Here is an 18,034-nt window from a genome sequence, read left to right as displayed (position 1 = left end):
GTCAGCCGGGGCCGGCGTCCCGGGCGACGCCGAGGTGGTGCGCCGCGGCCTCGCCCAGCGAGACGGCGTCCACGGCCACGGTGACCACGGTGGCGCCCTCCGCGGCGAAGCCCGCCGCCTCCTCGCCGCTGCGGGCGTGCACCCCGACGGGAACCCCGGCGGCCCGCGCCCGGGCGATGATCGAGGAGAGGACGGTGCGCAGCTCGGTCCGCCGGTCGGCGCCGGTTAGCTCCAGCGACAACGCGAGGTCGCCGGGGCCCACGTAGAGACCGTCGATGCCCTCCACGCGGAGGACGGCGTCGAGATCGGCGAGCATGGACGCCGCCTCCACCATCACGAACACCAGCGGCTCCTCCGCCCCGCCGGAGAGCCGGCCGACCGACCGTCCCCCGCCCGGCGCGTACCGGCAGGCGGCGACGATCTCGCGGGCGTGCTCGGCGTCGCGGACGTTGGGCACGATCACGCCACCAACGCCCAGATCCAGGGGCCGCCCGACGTCGGGGAACAGGGCGCTGCGGGTGCGGGCCAGCGGCACCGAGCCGGCGGCGGTGACCGCCGCGCAGATCCCCGGGAGCTCGGCCTCGGTCGTCGCCCCGTGCTGCAGGTCGACGACCACGTAGTCGGCGCCGGTCCGCGCGAGCAGCTCACCGGTCACCGCCCCGGGCAGCACGTTCCACAGCCCGTGGCAGGCCCGGCCCTGCGACCACCGCCGTCGCAACCCCGCCGCGCTGCCCGCCATTCGGCCCTCCCTCTCCGCACCCGAACCGGTTCGATCCTGCGCGCACGGCGCGGCGTGCGCGACCGAGCGGCACCGTCCGCGCGAGCAGGGCACGCCCAGCCGCGGCACTCAGCCGGCGCCGACCTCCACCCGGGCGGCCTCGATGCGGCCGGCGCGCGGGCCCGGACGCCAGCTCGGCGCGGTGCACACGAAGAGGGTTCGGCCGTCCTCCCCGCCCAGCGCGCAGGCGTAGGAGAGCGAGCCGCTGCCCACCTCGACCCGGGCGGTCACCTCTCCCCCGTCGCGCACCCGGAGCACCTCCGGCGTACGTGCGGTGGCCACCCACACCTGCCCCTCGGCGTCCAGGCAGATGCCGTCGGGGGCGACCCCCGGAAGCTCGGCGAAGACGCGGCGACCGGAGAGCGCCCCGTCCGGCGCGACGTCGAACGCCGTCAGCCGCGCGCCGTAGGTCTCGGCGACGACGAGGGTGCGGCCGTCGGGGCTGAGCACCATGCCGTTGGGGAAGACGACGTCCGCCGCGGCGACGGAGACCGAGCCGTCGGGGTCGACGCGGACCAGATCGGTCGCCTCGGGGGCGTCGCCGCCCTCGAGGTCGAAGCCGAAGCTGCTGACGTAGGCCCGGCCGGCCGCGTCGACGAGCAGGTCGTTGGCCCGGAACCGGGTCACGCCGGTCAGGTCGGCGTGCACCCGGATGCCGTCCTCCCCCACCCGCAGCAGCGCCCGCCGCACCATGGAGACGACCAGCAGGTCACCCCCGGGCAGCCAGCCCAGCCCCGACGGGCTGTCGTCGAACTCCAGCGCCACCTCGGGGCCGCCCGCGGCGGGCATCCGGCGCACCACGCGGTCGTGGAAGTCGGAGAACCACAGCCGGCCCGCGTGCCAGCGCGGGGCCTCCGGGAAGCCGAGGTCGTCGGCGAGCACGGTCGTCGTCGGAGCGGTCACCGGCGGACCGTAGCGCGCACCCGCCCGTGGGTCAGGCGGACGGTGCCTCGGCGGTCCGCGGCAGCCGGCCCATCAGGAAGAACTCCGGGTTCGGGGTGATCGCCGCGAAGTGCGCCAACCGGTTGGAGAGCGCGAAGAAGGACGTGATCATGCCGACGTCCCAGATGTCGTCCTCGGTGAGCCCGTGCTCGGCGAGACCCGCCAGATCCTCGGCGGTGACCGCCGCCGGGTCGGCCGCCAGGCGGGTGGCCACCGCGAGCACGGCGTGCATGCGCGGGGACAGCGGCGCCTTGCGCCAGTCGACCGCGACGTGGTCGGCGATGTGCGGGTCCTTCGTGCGGATGCGGGCGACGGCGCCGTGCGCGACGACGCAGTACAGGCAGTCGTTGCCGGCGCTGGTGGCCACCACGATCAGCTCCCGGTCGGCCTTCGACAGCCCCGGCGTCTCCTTGTCCATGAGCGCGTCGTGCATGGCGAAGAACGCCCGGGCCTCGTCCGGCCGCCAGGCCAGCGCGGCGAACACGTTGGGCAGGAACCCGGATCGCTCCGCGACCTCCGCGTAGCGCTCGGCGAGGTCGGGGGGCAGCTCGCCGGTGGACCGGAGGGGGAAGCGGCTGATCGGCATCTCGGTCATCGGCCCACCCTGGCAGCGCGGGCGTCCCACGTCACCCGCCGGAGGCCGCGGTGACGGCGGCGAGCACCGCGGGGTACGCCGACTCCGCGGCCGACCGCAGCTCCGCGTCGGTGCGGTCCTGGACCGGATGCGGCACCAGCACGCACGGCGCGGGGAAGCCCAGCGCCGCACCCTGCACCCGGGCGGCCTCGGCGAAGGCCTCGCTGGCGAGGAAGACCCCGACGACGCCGCGGCGCTCGAGGTCGGCGATGTCGTGCACACTGCACGACGTGCACGAGCCCTAATCGGCCAGTGCCTCGATGACCACCTCGCACTGCTCGGCTATCTCGTGCCGCAGGTCCACCGGGGCGGTGCGGGCGAAGGTCGGCTTTCGGTAGCGGCGCACGACCGCCCCGTCGGCGGTGAGCAGCTCGGCCAGGCGATCGAGGACGACGTCGCCGCGCGCCTTGCTGATGTCGAGCAGCCCCACGCGGCGGCCGCGCAGCGAGGCAGGGCGGGGCAGCAGCTCGCGGGCGGCCGCCCGCTGCTCCCCGGTCGGGTCCAGGACGGTCCTCATGCATGCACCTCTCTGGTCACCGGGACGCTCCCGGTCTCCCCGGCCACCCAGCCCCCGATGATCGCGCTGAACAACCCGGCGTCGCCGCCGGCGTGCGCGACCAGCAGACCGCCGGGCCGGAACTTGGGCAGGTCGCCCCCGGCCGGACCGGCGGGTATCCCTTCGGCCATGCCACCGGCACCGCGCACCAGCTCGTCGGCGGGGAGGGTGAGCAGGCCCTCGAGCTCGGCGAGCAGCCGCGCGCGGTCCCAGCCGGCGTCGCGGAACACCCGGCCGTGCTCGGGCGAGACCAGCAGCATCGCGTCGAACGCCATCGGCAGCTTGGGGTGGGCGTTGACCCGCAGGCACGCGGCGAACGTGCGGGCCAGCGACCCGGGATCGCGGCTGAGCTGGTCGACCACCGGCTGCACGCCCGACCCGGCGAAGACGGTGACGGCGTTCCCGGGGACGCCGCGGTCGGCGGCCAGCGGGGTGAACGGGCTGTCGTGCTCGCGCTCGGCGAAGCAGAAGGTGAACTTGCCCGGGTTGCCGAACGTCGCCCGGTCGACCTCACCGGGGCGGCCGCCACCGACGTTGCGGACCACGAGCTGCAGGGCGCGGCCGATGGTGGCGTTGGCGCGATTGCCCTGCCCCAGGGCGTTGACCCCGCTGTTCATGCCGATCCGCGCGGCCACCGGTCCGTTCACCACGACGAGCGGCCCGGAGAAGTACGTCGTCGCGAGCAGCCCGTGCAGGGCGAACTCCGCGGCGGCGGCGGCCTCCAGGGCGGCCAGCACGACCGGCAGGTGCTCGGGCAGGCAGCCGGCCATGACCGCGTTGACCGCCACCTTCTCCACCGTGCACTCGACGAGGTCGGGCGGCACCACGGCCACGACCTCGGCGGGATCGCGGGTGGTGCCGCGCAGCATCCGCAGCACCCGCTCCGGCGTCGGCGGGACGACGGGCAGCCCGTCGGTCCAGCCGCGGTCGAACAGCGCCTCGTGCTCGTCCTCCAGCTCGGCGAGCTCGACCCGCCGGCTCGCCAGCCCGCTGCCGCCGTAGCGGGCCTCCAGCCCGTCGACGCGCGAGGGGTCCACCGAGAGCGAACCGCAGCCGGGCCGGTGCTCGGGCAGCCCCGCACCGAGTCCCGGGACCCCGGTCAGCTCGACCCACTGCTCGCGGCTCCACCCGACCACCCGGGCGGTCTCGGCGCCGTCGGCCACGCGCAGCAGGGTCGGCACGGTCTCGATGCCCAGCCGGTAGGACAGCTCCAGGCCGGTGTCGTCACCGTCGAACCACCCGGCGTCGTCCTGGCACCAGACGGCGGCGCCGAGCTGCCGCAGCACCGGCTCGACGAGGACGCAGGTGGGGCAGTCGCGCTTCACCACGGCCACGAGACCGTCGGGGAGCCGCACGCCGCGACCGTACCGAGGCGCCGGCCCCCCGGCCAGGCGCGCGGGTCAGCCCGCCCGGGGGCCGAACCTCGTCAGGCGGACGGTCTCCGGCAGGGCGGCGAGGCCGGCCAGCAGATCGGCCGGCAGCGGGTCGCTGACGTCGGTGACCGCGTAACCCAGCTCCCCGCGCGTGGCCAGCACCTGGGCGTCCACGTTCAGGCCGTGCTCGCCGACGAGCGCGTCGACCCGCGCCAGGACGCCCGGGACGTTCCGGTGCAGCAGCGCGAAGCGGTCGGCGGAGGTGCTGTGCAGGACGACCGTGGGCAGGTTGACGCTCAGCGTCGTCGTCCCCGTGGCGGTGTAGTCGACGAGCTTGCCGGCCACGAACCGCCCGATGTCGTGCTGGGCCTCCTGCGTCGAGCCGCCGACGTGCGGGGTGAGGATCACGTTGGGCAGGCCGCGCAGCACGGAGGTGAACGCGTCGCCCTGCTCGCGCGGCTCCTCGGGGAAGACGTCGACCGCTGCTCCGGCGATGTGCCCGCTCAGGATGTTCTCGCGCAGCGCTTCGTGGTCGACGACGAACCCGCGGGAGAGGTTGAGGAACAGGCTGCGCGGCCGCATGCGGGCGAACTGCTCGGCGCCGAACATGCCCGCGTTGCCGCCCCGCCCGTCCACGTGCAGCGTGACGGTCTCCGACCGCTCGAGCAGCTCGTCGAGGGTCTCGCAGCGCTGCGCGTTGCCGAGGGCCAGCTTGTCCTCGAGGTCGTAGAAGAGCACCCGCATGCCGAGCGCCTCGGCGAGCACCGAGAGCTGGCTGCCGATGTTGCCGTAACCGACGATGCCCAGCGTCCGCCCGCGGATCTCGTGGCTGCCGGCGGCCGACTTGTCCCAGGTGCCGGCGTGCAGCGCGCGGTCGCGGTCGACCAGCCGCCGGGCCAGGATGATGATCTCGGCGATCGCCATCTCCACCACGCTGCGGGTGTTCGAGAACGGCGCGTTGAACACCGCCACGCCCGCCGCCGCGGCCGCGGTCAGGTCGATCTGGTTGGTGCCGATGCAGAAGGCGCCCAGCGCCGAGAGGCCCGGACGGCTGCGCAGCACCTCGGCGGTCACCTGCGTCTTGGACCGGATACCGAGCACGTCGACCCCGTCGAGCGCGGCGATCAGGTCGGCCTCGTCCAGCGCACCCCGCAACGACTCGACCTCGTAACCGGCGGCACCGAGGATCTCGGTCGCGACCGGGTCGATGTTCTCCAGCAGCAGCGCTCTGGGCACGTCCGGGACCTCCTCGACCGTGGAACCGCCGGCCCGGTGCGCCGACGCGTCGCCGCGCGTGCGCGACCTGCCCAGTATCCCGGCGGCACCGACCCGGCCTGCGACCGGTGTCCCGCTGCGCTCGGGGCCGGGCGCTGGTTCACTTCCCGGACGGCCGCGCCACGGCGACCGTGGCGACGGGAGGCGACCGGCGTGTGGGCGCAGCGGCTGAGCGGACCGTTCACCTTCGAGCGGGTGGAGGTCACCGCGCCGCGCGCCGAGGACCTGGCGGACGGGCAGGTCCTGCTGGCCACCAGGGCGGGCGGCATCTGCGGCAGCGACCTGCCGTTCTTCAAGGGCGCGCCGTTCCTGCACGCCGCGGACCCTGCGAACCGGACGACGCGGGCGCCCGGTTTCCCGCTGCACGAGGTGGTCGGCGAGGTCGTCGCCAGCCGGCACCCCGCGCACTCCCCCGGTGACCTGGTCGTCGGCTGGGCGGCCGCCTTCGACGGGATCGCCGAGCTGGTCGTCACCGACGGCGACGGGCTGGCCGGCTACGACACCGCGCTGGCGCCGACCACGGCCGTGATGCTGCAGCCGCTCGCCTGTGTCCTCTACGCCGCCGAGCAGCTCGGTGACGTGCGGGGGAAGGTGGTCGCCGTCGTCGGCCAGGGGCCCATCGGGCTGCTGTTCAGCCACGTGCTCAAGCAGCGCGGCGCCGGTGTCGTCGTCGGGGTCGACCGGGTCGACCGCAGCGCCGCGGCCGACGTCTTCGGCGTCGACGAGACGGTGACCGCCGGCGCGAGCCTGTGGGCGGCGTCCCTCGGCGACGCCGACCGGCCCGCTGTCGTCGTCGAGGCCGTCGGCCACCAGGTGACGACGCTGCAGGACTGCCTGGTCGCCGTCGCACCGGGCGGCGAACTGCTCTACTTCGGCATCCCCGACGACCCGGTCTACCCGCTGGACATGATCACCTTCCTGCGGAAGAACCTGACCCTGCGCGCCGGGGTCACGCTCGAGCGCGCGCGGGTGCTGCGGAACGCGGGCACTTACCTCGCCGCACACCCGGAGCTGCGCGACGTCTACGTCAGCGACGTCCACCCGGTCGACGACGTCCAGGCCGCCTTCGCGGCGGCGATCCAGCCGCGACCCGGCCAGTACAAGATCGTGCTCTCCACGGCCTGACCGGGCTCCGCCCGACGCGCTGCGGCGGGTCAGCCGTCCGCGCGCGGTCCGCCCGGCTCCGCACCCGTCCGCGACCGCGCGGCCAGCCAGCGCTGCCACTCGGAGCGGTCGCTCGCCCCCGGTGCGGCCGACAGCGCCACGACGGCGGCGATCGCCAGGACGGCCGCCACCAGCACGACGGTGGCCAGCACCTCCCACTGGAACAGGACGTCGACGGTCATGCTGCCCGGGGCCGGGGCGGAGCTGGACGGTGCCATGCGCCACGGTGTGCCCCGCGCCGGCCGGCCGTGAACGCCCGCGCGGCGCCACTCACCCCACCGGGGGACGTCACGCAGAGCGACGGCCACCGGAGGCGACGGCCGGACCGGGTGCGCACCCCACCCCGCCGGGTGACGAGCCCCGTGCTGGACGGGCGCGCCGCCGCTCCGCCGACCTAGCGTCAGCGCGATGGTCGCCGGAACAGCACAGGAGGAGGCAGCGGCATGAGCACTGCGACGCAGGACCAGAGCGCTGTCGAGGTCATCGGCAGCGCACCGCCGGCCGAGCGCACGCCGCCGAACGTCTCCGGGGACCTGCCCACCATCTTCCGGGCCGCGCCGATGTTCGGCCGGGCGCTGGCCGGTTACGACCGGTTCCAGGTCGACACCTACGTCCAGTGGGCGGAGGACGAACTCGCCACGGCGGACCGGGAGCGCGAGCACCTGCTCGCCCGCTGCCTGCAGACCCAGGCCGCGCTCGACGACGCGCGCCAGCTGCTCGACCACTCCGCCGGTGGCGGCGAGTTCCTGCGACTGTCGGACCGCATCGGGTCGATGCTCGCCGCGGCGGCCGACCAGGCCGAGGGCATCACGGCCGAGGCGGAGGCCCTTCGCGCCACGGCCCGCAGGCAGGCCGACGAGCTCACGGCCCGCGCCGAGGCCGAGCTGGCGGATGCCCGGGCGCGGGCCGGCGAGACGATCGCCGACGCCGCCACGCGGGCCCAGGCGATGGTCGCGGCGGCGCAGCGGGTGGTCGACGATGCCGAGCAGGCCCGCCGGGACGCCGCGGCCGAGGCGGAGGCCCGCGCGGCGGCCGCGCGCGCCGTGGAGCAGCGCGCCGCCGACCAAGCCGCTCGTCTCGGGGAGCAGGCCGCGGCCGATGTGGCCCACCTCCGCGTGCAGGGCAGGGACGAGGTCGTCCGGATGCTGGCGACCGCCCGGGCGGAACGCCGGCGCGCGGACGACGAGGCGGCGGCGCTCCGGGACCGCCTGGATGCGCAGGCGGCGGAGCGCCGGGCCGCGCTGCTGGCCGACGTCACCGAGCTCGAGCGCCGGCGGTCCGATCTCGAGACGGAGCTCCGGCGCACGGCCGGCTCGATCGCCCTCCCGACGGAGCGCCCGGAGGCCACGGCGCCCGGCCGGTTCCTCGGCCGGCTGCGCCGCGCCCGGCCACCGCGGGGTCGCTGAGCGCACCGGGCGCCGCACCGGGACGGCGCCCGGCCCGGATCGGCCCCGCACCACCCCCGGCGCGCACCTGCTGACCGGGCCGGCTGGTCGTGCCGGTCGGCACGGCCTCGACCGCCCCGCGACCACAGCATCGGGCGCCGGTGCTCAGAAGACGCTGTAGCCGCCGTCGATCACCACGGTGCTACCGGTCTGGTAGGCCGATGCGTCGCCGGCCAGGTAGACGGCGATGCCGGCGAAGTCGTCCGGCTCGCCCCAGCCGCCGGCGGGGACGCGCGAGATCACCCGGTCGGTGACGGTCGACGACGACTGCGCGGCGGCGGTCATGTCCGTGGCGATCCACCCCGGGAGGACGGCGTTGACCCGGATGCCGTGGCGGGCCAGCTCGACGGCCGAGGACCGGACCAACCCGGTGAGGCCGGCCTTGGCCATGCCTCGGGGAATCCGGTGGCCGTGCCGTCGGACGGCGCCCGGGTGGCCCGCCCGCCCTACTCGAAGTAGCGCCGCGGCGTGTCGACCAGCATCTGGCGGAGCTGCTCCTCGGTCATCCCGCGCTCGCGCAGCATCGGCAGCACGTCCCTGCTGATGTGCGTGTAGTTCCAGTTCGGCGCGATCTGCTGCTTCGCGGCCTGCCCCTCGACGCCCGGGAAGTAGTCGATGTAGCAGCTGGCGTCGTGGGCGAGCACCATCCGGTCGGCGTAGCCCCGCTCGGCCAGCGCGACGATGGTGTCCACCCGCGAGGAGGTCGGGTTGTAGATGTCGAGGCCGAACCGGTCCATGCCGAGCAGGCAGCCGGCCTCGGCCAGTTCGCTCAGGTAGTCGAGGTCGTTGCTGTCCCCGGCGTGCCCGATGACGACCTTGGTGAGGTCCACGCCCTCCTCGCCGAAGACCTGCACCGCCAGCCGGCCGGCGCCGGTGTGCGACGAGGTGTGCACGGTGATCGGCGCGCCCGTCTCCCGGTGGGTCGCGGCGACGGCGCGCACGGTCCGCTCGACGCCCGGCGTGAGCCCCTTCGCCTCGATGACGCACTTGAGGAACGCGGCCTTCACCCGGGTGCCGGCGATGCCGTCGCGGATGTCGCCGGTGAAGTCGTCGACCATCGGGTCACGCGGCAGGTCGAGCAGCAGCCCCGGGCCGCGGTGCTCGTACTGGTGCGGGATCTCGTCGTAGGTGTAGAGCCCGGTCGCCACGACGATGTTGATGTCGGTCTGCTCGGCGACCCGCTGCACCCGCGGGATGTAGCGCCCCAGTCCCCACACCGTCGGGTCGACGATCGTGTCGATGCCCAGCGCCTTGAGCTCGTTCAGCTGGTCGACCGCGTCGGCGACCCGCTCGTCCTCGTCCCACCAGTCGCCGGTGCCGTAGTTCTGCACGTGCTCGGTGGAGAGCACGAACACGTGCTCGTGCATGAGGGTCGCACCGAGCTCGGCGGTGTCGATCGGGCCACGGACGGTCTCGACGGTGGGCACTGCGGGGCCTCCCAGGTGTTGTGCGGTGTTCCGGACGGCCACCCTTCAGGGGCCCGCGCCGAGCGGGCGAGGCGTGGGGGGAAGGGTGGTCCTTCTTCAGCGCGGTGAGTGGGCGGTCTGCCAGTCCGTCTGCTCGCGCAGCGGCGGCTTGAGCACCTTGCCGCCGGGGTTGCGCGGCAGCGGATCGGCGCGCACGGAGACGAACTGCGGCACCTTGAAGTCGGCGAGCCGCTCACGGGCGAAGCCCAGCAGGCCGGCCGGGTCGAGCTCCTGCCCCGGACGCGGGACGACGACGGCGCCGACCTTCTCCCCCATCATCGGGTCGGGCACGCCGACGACGGCGACCTCGCCCACGGCGGGGTGGGCGGCCAGGGCGTTCTCCACCTCGACGCAGTACACGTTCTCCCCGCCGCGGTTGATCATGTCCTTCTTGCGGTCGACGACGTACACGAGCCCCTCGTCGTCGATGCGGGCCAGGTCGCCGCTGTGCAGCCACCCGTCGACGAAGGTCTCCGCCGTCTGCTCGGGCTTGCGCCAGTAGCCGGCGACCACGTTCGGGCCGCGGATCAGCAGCTCGCCCACACCGGTGGCCGGGTCCGGATCGGCCACGTCGAGGTCGACGACGGGGGCGGCGAACCCGACGGAGTCGGCGTGCTCGGCGGCGTACTCGTCGGGCAGGTAGGTCGAGACCGAGGACGTCTCGGTCAGGCCGAAGCCGTTGCCCACCCGGGCCGTCGGGAACGCCGCCTTGATGCGGTGCACCAGGTCCGGGGCGATCGGCGCGCCGCCGTAGCTGACCGCCCGCACCGACGAGGTGTCCACGTCGGCGAAACCGGGCTGCTGGAGCGCCAGCCAGTAGATCGCCGGGACGGTGGTGAGCACGGAGATGCGCTCCTCCTCGATCGCCCGCAGGAAGGCGCCGACCTCGAACGCCGGCATGATCACCGACGTCCCGGCCACCGCGGTGACGACCAGCAGCTGGGAGTTGCACCCGGTCACGTGGAAGAGCGGGACCGAGATCAGCGTCGAGAGCCGCGCGTCCCGCGGCAGCCCGAGGCAGCGCAGGCAGGTCTCGACGTTGGACAGGAAGTTCTCGTGGGTGGTCATCGCACCCTTGGGGAAGCCGGTCGTGCCGCTGGTGTAGAAGATCCCGGCCAGGTCGGTGTGCCCCTGGTCGGTGACGGCGAGCGGCTCGCCGTCGGGCAGTGCCGCGCCGGGCCCGACGACGAGCGCGGCACCGGAGTCCTCGACGACGTAGCGCACCTCCGGCTCGGCGAACCGGGTGTTGACCGGGACGACGACGGCGCCGGCGAGCAGCGTCCCCCAGAAGGCGAGCACCCAGTCGGTGCCGTTGCCCAGCCGGTTCGCCACCCGGTCGCCCGGTGCCACCCCGGCCGCCCGGAGCCCGCCGGCGACGCGGGACGCCCGCTCCCACAGCTCCCGGTAGGTGACGCGCTCGCCGCCGAGCTCGACCAGCGCCTCGGCGTCGGGGTGGGCATCGACGGCGGCGCGCAGCAGCTGCACCAGGTTCTGCGGCAGGCCGGTGTAGCGGCGGATGCCGTCCGGCCCGGTCCCGGTGCCGCCCCGGTCGAAGGGATAGGGCATCCGAACCTCCCGCTGACCTCGCCGTCCGCGTCGTCCCGGCAGTCTGTCGGCGGACGACCCGGCTGTCCACCGGTCCGCCGGGTCAGTCGACGAGCGGACGGATGTTCTCGGCCCAGACGTCCCAGCCGAGCCGGCCGATCAGCGCGGTGACGACCACGAGGAAGACGACGCGGATGAAGCCGCTGCCGCGGGTGGTCGCCGTGCGGGAGCCCACGTAGCCACCGAGCATGTTGGCCACGCCCATCAGGATGCCGAGGCCCCAGAACACCGCACCGTAGGGCACGAAGAAGACCAGGGCGCCCAGGTTGGTGGCGACGTTGACGATCTTGGCCTTGGCGCTGGCGTGCAGGAAGTCGTAGCCCAGCAGCGACACCAGCGCGAACACCAGGAAGGAGCCGGTTCCGGGGCCGAGGATGCCGTCGTAGAACCCGATGGCCGCACCGACCGCCGCGGCGACGCCGTGGTGCCGCCGCCCGCTGTGCCGCAGCTCGGTCACCTCGCCGAGCGACGGCCGCAGCAGCGTGAAGGCGGCGATGCCGATGAGCGCGACGACGATGACCGGTTTGAAGACCGCGGCCGGGAGCGCCGCGGCCACCGAGGCCCCCGCGATGCTGCCCACCAGGGCCACCCCGGCCATCGGCAGCGCGGTCCGCAGGTCGGGGTGGACCCGGCGGTAGTAGGTGACGGCGCTGGTCGTGGTGCCGAACACCGACGCCAGCTTGTTGGTGGCCAGCGCCTGCACGGGGCTCATCCCCGGGACGAGCAGCAGCGCGGGCAGCTGCACGAGACCGCCGCCCCCGACCACGGCGTCGATCCACCCGGCCGTCAGCGCGGCGAGCAGCAGGAGCAGGAAGACGCCGCCGGTGAGCCCCTCGGGCAGCAGCCCGCCCGGGAGGAGAGCGTCCATCCGGCCCCGCACCTCCTCGTCCCCGGCCCGCCCCGGGCTCGCCCCGAGCACGGTAGGGGCCCGCCGGCGGCACCCGTCAGCGGGGTCCGCGGTCGGCCTCCTTGCCCCGGCGGCGGCCGCCCGCGAGGGTGGCGCCGTGCGCAGACGGACGTTCCTCGCCGCGGCCGGGGCCACCCTGCTCGGGGCCTGCTCCAGCCCGGCCGCCGACCGCTCGGCCGCTCCCACCGGGCGCAGCCCCCGCACGTCGGGACCGGGCACGCCGACGCCGGCGGACACGCCGGCCCCGTCCAGCGCTCCGCCGACCCCGGCAACCGCGGAGGAGGTGCTGGCCCGGTCGACCGTGCCGGTGCTCTGCTTCCACCAGCTGCGCGAGTTCCGCGCCGACGACAGCGCGTACGCCCGCACGATGATCACCCCGCCGGCGGCCTTCCGAGCCCAGCTGCAGGCGCTGCGCGACGGTGGCCGCACCCCGGTCGGCGTCCCGGAGCTCCTGGACCACCTGCAGTTCGGCGCACCGCTGCCCGACCGGCCCGTCGTGCTCACCTTCGACGACGGCTCGGCGACCCACCACTCGGTGGGCCTCCCCGTGCTCCAGGAGTTCGGCTACCCGGCGGCCTTCTTCCCGATGACCGTGGTTCTCGGCAAGGCGGACTGGCTCAGCGCCGAGCAGCTGCGCGAGCTGGACCGGGCCGGCATGACCATCGGTGCGCACACCTGGGACCACCAGCGGGTCGACCGGCTGACCGGCGACGAGTGGGCGACGCAGCTGGACCAGCCGCGGGCCGAGCTGGGCGAGATCCTCGGCCACCCGGTGGAGGTGCTGGCCTACCCGCACGGGATGTGGTCGCCGGAGGCGCTGCCCCACGCGGCAGCGGCCGGCTACCGGGCGGCGTTCCAGCTCGCCGATCCCCAGGACCGGGCGTACCCGCTGCTGACCATCCGGCGGATCATGCCGCCGCCGACCTGGGACGGCCCCACGCTGCTCGCCCAGCTGGACGCCTCGTTCTGACCAGGGATCAGCCGCGGCCGGCGGCCGCGCGGAGCAGCACGGCAACCTCCGGCGTGGCCGCGTGGGCCCCCGCCGTCAGGAACGACTGCTGCACGACCTCGTCGAGCCGGGTGCGCGACATCATGTCGTTACCCATCACTTGCTGCTCACCGGGCCCGGGCCGGAAGACGACCGTCGCGACGCCGTCGGCCTCCAGCGCCCGCACCTCGCGCTGCAGCAGCCGGTCCGAGTAGCGGCGGGCCGCCGGTAACACGCCGGGCCGCCACCCGGTGGGACCGCTCATCGGCGCGACGACGACGACGAGGTCCAGCCCCTGCCCGCGCAGGACGGCGGCGTTGGTCGGTGAGTGCGCGCCGCCGTCGACGTAGTCGTGCCGCCCGACCGTGACCGGGGCGAAGTAGCCCGGCACCGCGCACGACGCCCCGACGGCCAGGTGCAGCGGCGCCTCCGGCGCACCTGGACGGCCGAACACGACGCGGCGACCGTCCCGCCGGCGCACCGCGCAGACCCAGAGGTCGCGGTCGGGCCAGCCCGGGCCGGCCAGCTCCCGGAGCGCCGCCAGCTGCTCGACGACGTCGCGCCGCCCCGGCGCCAGGAGCGCCATGCCCGCGGCCATCGGGCGGAACTGCAGCGGCCGGGTGAGCGCCCGCTGCACCATGTGCCGCCCGGGCAGCCGCAGCGGGCCGCGCACCAGCTCCCAGGGCCGGAACGGCGCGAGCTCGGGCACCGACGCCTCGGCCACCTGCCGGAGCACGGCGTCGTCGCCGGACAGCGGTGCCTTCACCGTCCACGCGGCGAGGTCCTCGGCGGCGACGCCCAGCCGCAGGAGGGCGCCGGTGATCGAGCCGGCCGACGTCCCGACGATCACATCGGCCGTCCGCGCGTCGAAGCCGACGTCGTGCTGCAGGACGGCCAGCACACCCGAGTGGTAGGCCTGCCCGACGACCCCGCCACCGCCCAGCACCAGACCCACGCGCGCCACGGCCCCGAGCCTGCCACCCGCCGGGACTGCGGGCAGGTCGTCCTCCGCCCGGCCTGTGCCGGCTCACCCGTACGAGGTGGCCGGCACCCGCGGGCCGCGTCGTAGCTCAAGGTCGGCCGGGAACACCCGATGGGACTGCGTCGGCCGGAAGGGGCGCGAGGTGGCACACGACAGCACGAGCACCAGCTCGGGGGGACGGCGCAGCCGGGGTGCCCTCGTGGTGTCCGGCCTGCTGGTCGGGGTGATGGGTGTGCTCGGGCTGGTGTCCACGCACGCGGCCGGCGCGCTCGCGATCGACCAGCACCGGGAGGACCGCGTCCAGCAGGTGGCGGTCCTCGGTCAGCTGACGGCCCAGACCGTGCGGGACGGCTTCGTCCAGCTGGCCTCGGTCATGACGGTCCAGGAGCAGTCCGGCGTCCCGCCGTTCAGCGCCACGCCCACGGACGGGCCGGCTGCGGAACAGGACGCCGCGCGGATCCAGAAGATCGTCGTCACCTCGGGCGGCGCCATGGACCTCGGTGCCGCCGTCTTCAACACCCGCGGTCAGGTCGTGGCGTCCTACGCGCCCACCGGCGACGCCGCCTCCCCCACCGACCCGGGGTTCGAGCCGTTGGTCGCGGCGGTCCGCGATCCGGCAGCCGGCGAGGTCCCGCTGTCCGGGATCGTGACCATCGGCGCCGAGCCCGCCCTCGCGCTGGGTGCCCCGGTACGGCTGTCCGACGGGAGCGCCGGCCTGTTCGTCTGCTTCTGGTCGGCTCGCGAGACCAGCACCGAGTACTTCACCGCCGGGGAGGGCGAGGGCTGGATCGTCGACGCCGCCGGGCTCGTCGTCGGCGCCCCGGAGCCGGAGCTGATCGGGGCCCCGCTGCCCTACCCCGAGGTGCTGGCGGCCGCGCGCACCGGCGGCGGGAACGGCATCGTGGACACCGACGAGAGCGGCACCGACCACGTCAGCGCCTGGCAGCGCGTCGACGGCACCAGCTGGCTGGTGTTCAGCGTGCAGACCCGGGAGGCCTTCCAGGGGCACCTGGAGCGGGCCAGCCTGCGCAGCCAGCTGCTCGTGCTGGCCCTGCTGCTGACCACCGGGACCGCGCTGGTCGTGCTGAGCCGTCGCCGGGAACAGGCGATGGCGGTGATCGCCTCGACCGACGAGCTCACCAGGATCCACAACCGACGGGGCTGGTTCGAGCTGGCGGAGCTGGAGCTGGCCCGGGCCGCCCGGGCCGGCGAGACGCGGCTGGCCGTCTTCCTCGACCTCGACGGCCTCAAGCAGGTGAACGACGTCCTGGGTCACGAGGAGGGCGACCGGGCCATCGCCTCGGCCGCGGCGGTGCTGCGGGCGGCGTGCCGGTCCGGCGACGTCCTCGGCCGGCTCGGGGGGGACGAGTTCGTCGTCCTCCTCGGCGACGGCGCGGACGCGGCCACCGCCCGTTCGCGGGTGCAGGACGCGCTCGACTCCTTCAACGCCGGCTCCAGCGCCGCCTTCGAGCTCCGGTTCTCCATCGGCGCCGAGCTCTGGGACCCGCGGGAGCCGTGCTCGGTGGAGGACCTGGTCCGCCGCGCCGACGAGCGGATGTACGCCGACAAGCAGTCGCGCACCGACCGCTACGACAACCTCATCCGCGTGCCGGTCAAGGTCGCGGCCGGCTGAGCGTCCGCACCTGGTCCGTACGTGTGCCTCGAACCGGCAGCCGCGGGGAGACGCCCACACCCCAGCGCGGAGCCCGTGGCGAGGGGCCGTCGGGCCGTCCCGCATGCTGAGCAGGTGTTCGACTCCACGCACCGACGACGCAACCCGCTCACCGGCGAGTGGGTCCTCGTCTCCCCGCACCGCACGGCCCGGCCCTGGCAGGGGCAGGTCGAGGACGCGGCGGTGCCCCGGCTGCCCGCCTACGACCCCGGCTGCTACCTCTGCCCGGGCAATGAGCGGGCCGGCGGGCAGCGCACCCCGCGGTACGACGGCACCTTCGTCTTCGACAACGACTTCACGGCGCTGACCCCGGACGTGCCGGCCGCGGCCACGGACCGATCCGGCCTGCTGGTCGCCGAGAGCGAGCGCGGCGTCTGTCGGGTGATCTGCTACTCGCCTCGGCACGACCTGGCGCTCGGACAGCTGCCGGAGGACCGCATCCGCGCGGTGGTGGACACCTGGGCGGACCAGTACACCGAGCTCGGCGGACTGGACTGGGTCAGCTGGGTGCAGGTGTTCGAGAACCGCGGCGCGGCCATGGGCGCCAGCAACCCCCACCCGCACGGCCAGATCTGGGCGCAGGAACGGCTGCCCACCGAGGCGGTGCGCGAGCTCGCCACGCAGCAGGCCGCCGCCGAGGCGGGGAGCTGCCTGCTCTGCGAGTACCTGGCCGTCGAGGAGGCCGACGGCGAGCGCGTCGTCTTCCGCGACGAGCACGTCACCGTGCTGGTCCCCTTCTGGGCGGTCTGGCCGTTCGAGACCCTCGTGCTGCCGCGCGCCCACTGCGGTGCGGTGCCCGACCTCGACGGCGCCCGGCGGGACGCGCTGGCCGGCGCGCTGGGCCGGCTCGCCCGCTGCTACGACGGGCTCTTCGGGGTGCCCTTCCCGTACACGATGGGCCTGCACCAGCGCCCCACCGACGGGCGCGAGCACCCGGGCTGGCACCTGCACGGGCACTTCTACCCGCCGCTGCTGCGCTCGGCGACGGTGCGCAAGTTCATGGTCGGTTACGAGATGCTCGCCCAGCCGCAGCGCGACCTCACCCCCGAGAGCGCGGCCGCCCGACTGCGGGAGGTGACCGCGTGAGCGGCGTCGCGGCCCGCGAGACCTTCGCCCGGGCCGTAGGTGGCGACCCCGATCTCGTCGTCCGCTCCCCCGGGCGGGTCAACCTGATCGGCGAGCACACCGACTACAACGACGGCTTCGTGCTCCCGGCCGCTCTGGACCGGGGCACGGTCGTCGCGGCCCGCCGGCGGTCCGACGGCCGGCTGCGGACGACCGCCGTGCGCATGGGCGGGAACGACGACCGGGCGGTGGCCGACCTGCGGCCGCAGGAGGGCACCGGCTGGTCCCGCTACGTGGCCGGGGCCGCGGCCGTGCTCCAGGACGAGGGGCACCAGCTGACGGGCGCGGACCTGGTGATCGACAGCGATCTGCCGATCGGGGCCGGTCTCTCCTCGTCCGCGTCGCTGGAGCTCGGCGTGATGGTCGCGCTGCTGGCGCTGACCGGGGACGCGCTCCCGCCGGAGACGCTGGCCCGCCTCGGCCAGCGGGTGGAGAACGAGGTCATCGGCGTGCGCACCGGCATCATGGACCAGCTCGCGATCGCCGGCGGCGTCGCCGGGCACGCGGTGCTCGTCGACTGCCGCAGCCTGCGCACCGAGGCGGTCCCCGTGCCGGCCGGGACGGCGATCCTCGTTCTCGACAGCGCCGTTCCGCGCACCCTGGCCGGCTCGGCGTACAACGACCGGCGGGCCGAGTGCGAGGCCGCCGTCGCCGCGCTGCGCACCGTCGACCCCGGCCTGCGGGCGCTGCGCGACGTCTCCTCCGACCTGCTCGCCGAGCACGCCCGGCTGCTCGACGAGGTGCAGCTGCGCCGGGCGCGGCACGTCGTCGGGGAGAACGCCCGGGTGCTGGCCGCCGCCGACGCGCTCCGGCGCGGAGACGCGCGCGCCTTCGGGGAGCTGATGGACCGGTCGCACGCCTCGCTGCGCGACGACTACGAGGTGAGCGTCCCGGAGCTGGACGCACTGGTCGACATCGCCCGCGGCACGGCAGGCGTGCTCGGGGCGCGGCTGACCGGGGCCGGCTTCGGGGGGTGCGCGGTGGCGCTGGTGGAGCGCGACTCCGCGGCAGCGGCGGCCGCGGCGATCACCGCGGCCTACCGATCGGCCATGGGCCGGCCGGGAGAGGCGACGATCTGCACGCCGTCGGACGGCACCCGGGTGGTGTGACCGCCCGGCCGTG

Annotated in this window: 17 protein-coding genes and 1 pseudogene; 6 read left to right on the top strand and 12 right to left on the bottom strand. The window is 75.2% G+C overall.

All coding sequences use genetic code 11. The features are described from left to right. Position 1 precedes the first annotated feature (1 nt). From ACI8AG_RS00815 to serA, 6 genes and pseudogenes are all read right to left on the bottom strand, one after another. Positions 2-739, bottom strand: a complete 738-nt coding sequence (locus ACI8AG_RS00815; protein ID WP_456595533.1) for an HpcH/HpaI aldolase family protein — start codon at positions 737-739, stop codon at positions 2-4. Between the two features lie 108 nt (positions 740-847). After that, the gene (locus tag ACI8AG_RS00810; RefSeq protein ID WP_456595532.1) at positions 848-1,681 is read right to left on the bottom strand and encodes an SMP-30/gluconolactonase/LRE family protein; all 834 of its coding nucleotides are present in this window, start codon (positions 1,679-1,681) and stop codon (positions 848-850) included. 31 nt (positions 1,682-1,712) lie between these two features. After that, on the bottom strand, positions 1,713-2,315 hold the full coding sequence (locus ACI8AG_RS00805) for a peroxidase-related enzyme (RefSeq protein ID WP_456595531.1): 603 nt from the start codon (positions 2,313-2,315) through the stop codon (positions 1,713-1,715). A 31-nt stretch (positions 2,316-2,346) separates the two neighbouring features. Beyond that, a pseudogene (locus ACI8AG_RS00800) lies at positions 2,347-2,871 on the bottom strand (UGSC family (seleno)protein). After that, on the bottom strand, positions 2,868-4,265 hold the full coding sequence (locus ACI8AG_RS00795; protein WP_456595530.1) for a thioredoxin family protein: 1,398 nt from the start codon (positions 4,263-4,265) through the stop codon (positions 2,868-2,870). The pseudogene ACI8AG_RS00800 and the gene ACI8AG_RS00795 overlap by 4 nt, the downstream one beginning before the upstream one ends. A 45-nt stretch (positions 4,266-4,310) precedes the next feature. Further along, complete coding sequence (serA, locus tag ACI8AG_RS00790) at positions 4,311-5,519, bottom strand: phosphoglycerate dehydrogenase (protein ID WP_456595529.1); 1,209 nt, start codon at positions 5,517-5,519, stop codon at positions 4,311-4,313. A gap of 192 nt (positions 5,520-5,711) precedes the next feature. Here serA and ACI8AG_RS00785 point away from each other — a divergent pair, with 192 nt between their 5' ends. Beyond that, positions 5,712-6,683, top strand: coding sequence for a zinc-binding dehydrogenase (locus ACI8AG_RS00785; RefSeq protein ID WP_456595528.1), 972 nt, complete (start codon positions 5,712-5,714; stop codon positions 6,681-6,683). A gap of 29 nt (positions 6,684-6,712) precedes the next feature. Here the strand turns inward: ACI8AG_RS00785 and ACI8AG_RS00780 are convergent, their stop codons facing one another. After that, positions 6,713-6,940, bottom strand: a complete 228-nt coding sequence (locus ACI8AG_RS00780) for a hypothetical protein (protein WP_456595527.1) — start codon at positions 6,938-6,940, stop codon at positions 6,713-6,715. A gap of 225 nt (positions 6,941-7,165) precedes the next feature. On the opposite strand from ACI8AG_RS00780, the gene ACI8AG_RS00775 reads away from it, so the two are divergent. Then, positions 7,166-8,128: a hypothetical protein gene (locus ACI8AG_RS00775; protein ID WP_456587997.1), complete on the top strand. Its 963-nt coding sequence runs from the start codon at positions 7,166-7,168 to the stop codon at positions 8,126-8,128. A gap of 144 nt (positions 8,129-8,272) precedes the next feature. On the opposite strand, the gene ACI8AG_RS00770 is transcribed toward ACI8AG_RS00775, so the two are convergent. From ACI8AG_RS00770 to ACI8AG_RS00755, 4 genes are all read right to left on the bottom strand, one after another. After that, the gene (locus ACI8AG_RS00770) at positions 8,273-8,557 is read right to left on the bottom strand and encodes an SDR family NAD(P)-dependent oxidoreductase (protein WP_456595526.1); all 285 of its coding nucleotides are present in this window, start codon (positions 8,555-8,557) and stop codon (positions 8,273-8,275) included. Between the two features lie 56 nt (positions 8,558-8,613). After that, positions 8,614-9,594, bottom strand: coding sequence for a phosphotriesterase family protein (locus ACI8AG_RS00765; protein WP_456595525.1), 981 nt, complete (start codon positions 9,592-9,594; stop codon positions 8,614-8,616). Between the two features lie 96 nt (positions 9,595-9,690). Then, on the bottom strand, positions 9,691-11,199 hold the full coding sequence (locus ACI8AG_RS00760) for a class I adenylate-forming enzyme family protein (RefSeq protein WP_456595524.1): 1,509 nt from the start codon (positions 11,197-11,199) through the stop codon (positions 9,691-9,693). Between the two features lie 82 nt (positions 11,200-11,281). Continuing rightward, complete coding sequence (locus tag ACI8AG_RS00755) at positions 11,282-12,106, bottom strand: sulfite exporter TauE/SafE family protein (RefSeq protein WP_456595523.1); 825 nt, start codon at positions 12,104-12,106, stop codon at positions 11,282-11,284. Positions 12,107-12,242: 136 nt separating this feature from the next. Here ACI8AG_RS00755 and ACI8AG_RS00750 point away from each other — a divergent pair, with 136 nt between their 5' ends. After that, positions 12,243-13,115, top strand: a complete 873-nt coding sequence (locus ACI8AG_RS00750; RefSeq protein ID WP_456595522.1) for a polysaccharide deacetylase family protein — start codon at positions 12,243-12,245, stop codon at positions 13,113-13,115. Positions 13,116-13,122: 7 nt separating this feature from the next. Here the strand turns inward: ACI8AG_RS00750 and ACI8AG_RS00745 are convergent, their stop codons facing one another. Next, positions 13,123-14,097 (bottom strand): patatin-like phospholipase family protein, encoded by a 975-nt coding sequence (locus ACI8AG_RS00745; RefSeq protein ID WP_456595521.1) that lies wholly within the window; start codon positions 14,095-14,097, stop codon positions 13,123-13,125. Positions 14,098-14,257: 160 nt separating this feature from the next. Between ACI8AG_RS00745 and ACI8AG_RS00740 the strand changes: the two genes are divergently transcribed. The 3 genes from ACI8AG_RS00740 (at position 14,258) to galK (ending at position 18,021) form a co-directional block, all read left to right on the top strand. Beyond that, entirely contained in the window at positions 14,258-15,748 is a 1,491-nt protein-coding gene (locus ACI8AG_RS00740; RefSeq protein ID WP_456595520.1) for a diguanylate cyclase, read from the top strand. Positions 15,749-15,862: 114 nt separating this feature from the next. After that, positions 15,863-16,873: a UDP-glucose--hexose-1-phosphate uridylyltransferase gene (locus tag ACI8AG_RS00735; protein ID WP_456595519.1), complete on the top strand. Its 1,011-nt coding sequence runs from the start codon at positions 15,863-15,865 to the stop codon at positions 16,871-16,873. Continuing rightward, complete coding sequence (galK, locus tag ACI8AG_RS00730; protein WP_456595518.1) at positions 16,870-18,021, top strand: galactokinase; 1,152 nt, start codon at positions 16,870-16,872, stop codon at positions 18,019-18,021. The genes ACI8AG_RS00735 and galK overlap by 4 nt, the downstream gene beginning before the upstream one ends. Positions 18,022-18,034: the final 13 nt, after the last annotated feature.

This window comes from Blastococcus sp. SYSU DS0552 (assembly GCF_054050815.1).
This window is presented reverse-complemented; position numbering and strand designations above follow the sequence as displayed.

What these genes read in the sequence shown, in the direction of transcription:
- ACI8AG_RS00815 (WP_456595533.1), bottom strand. Translation starts at nt 739, where the DNA reads ATGGCGGGCAGCGCGGCGGGGTTGCGACGGCGGTGGTCGCAGGGCCGG.
- ACI8AG_RS00805 (WP_456595531.1), bottom strand. Translation starts at nt 2,315, where the DNA reads ATGACCGAGATGCCGATCAGCCGCTTCCCCCTCCGGTCCACCGGCGAG.
- ACI8AG_RS00780 (WP_456595527.1), bottom strand. Translation starts at nt 6,940, where the DNA reads ATGGCACCGTCCAGCTCCGCCCCGGCCCCGGGCAGCATGACCGTCGAC.
- ACI8AG_RS00775 (WP_456587997.1), top strand. Translation starts at nt 7,166, where the DNA reads ATGAGCACTGCGACGCAGGACCAGAGCGCTGTCGAGGTCATCGGCAGC.
- ACI8AG_RS00770 (WP_456595526.1), bottom strand. Translation starts at nt 8,557, where the DNA reads ATGGCCAAGGCCGGCCTCACCGGGTTGGTCCGGTCCTCGGCCGTCGAG.
- ACI8AG_RS00760 (WP_456595524.1), bottom strand. Translation starts at nt 11,199, where the DNA reads ATGCCCTATCCCTTCGACCGGGGCGGCACCGGGACCGGGCCGGACGGC.
- ACI8AG_RS00755 (WP_456595523.1), bottom strand. Translation starts at nt 12,106, where the DNA reads ATGGACGCTCTCCTCCCGGGCGGGCTGCTGCCCGAGGGGCTCACCGGC.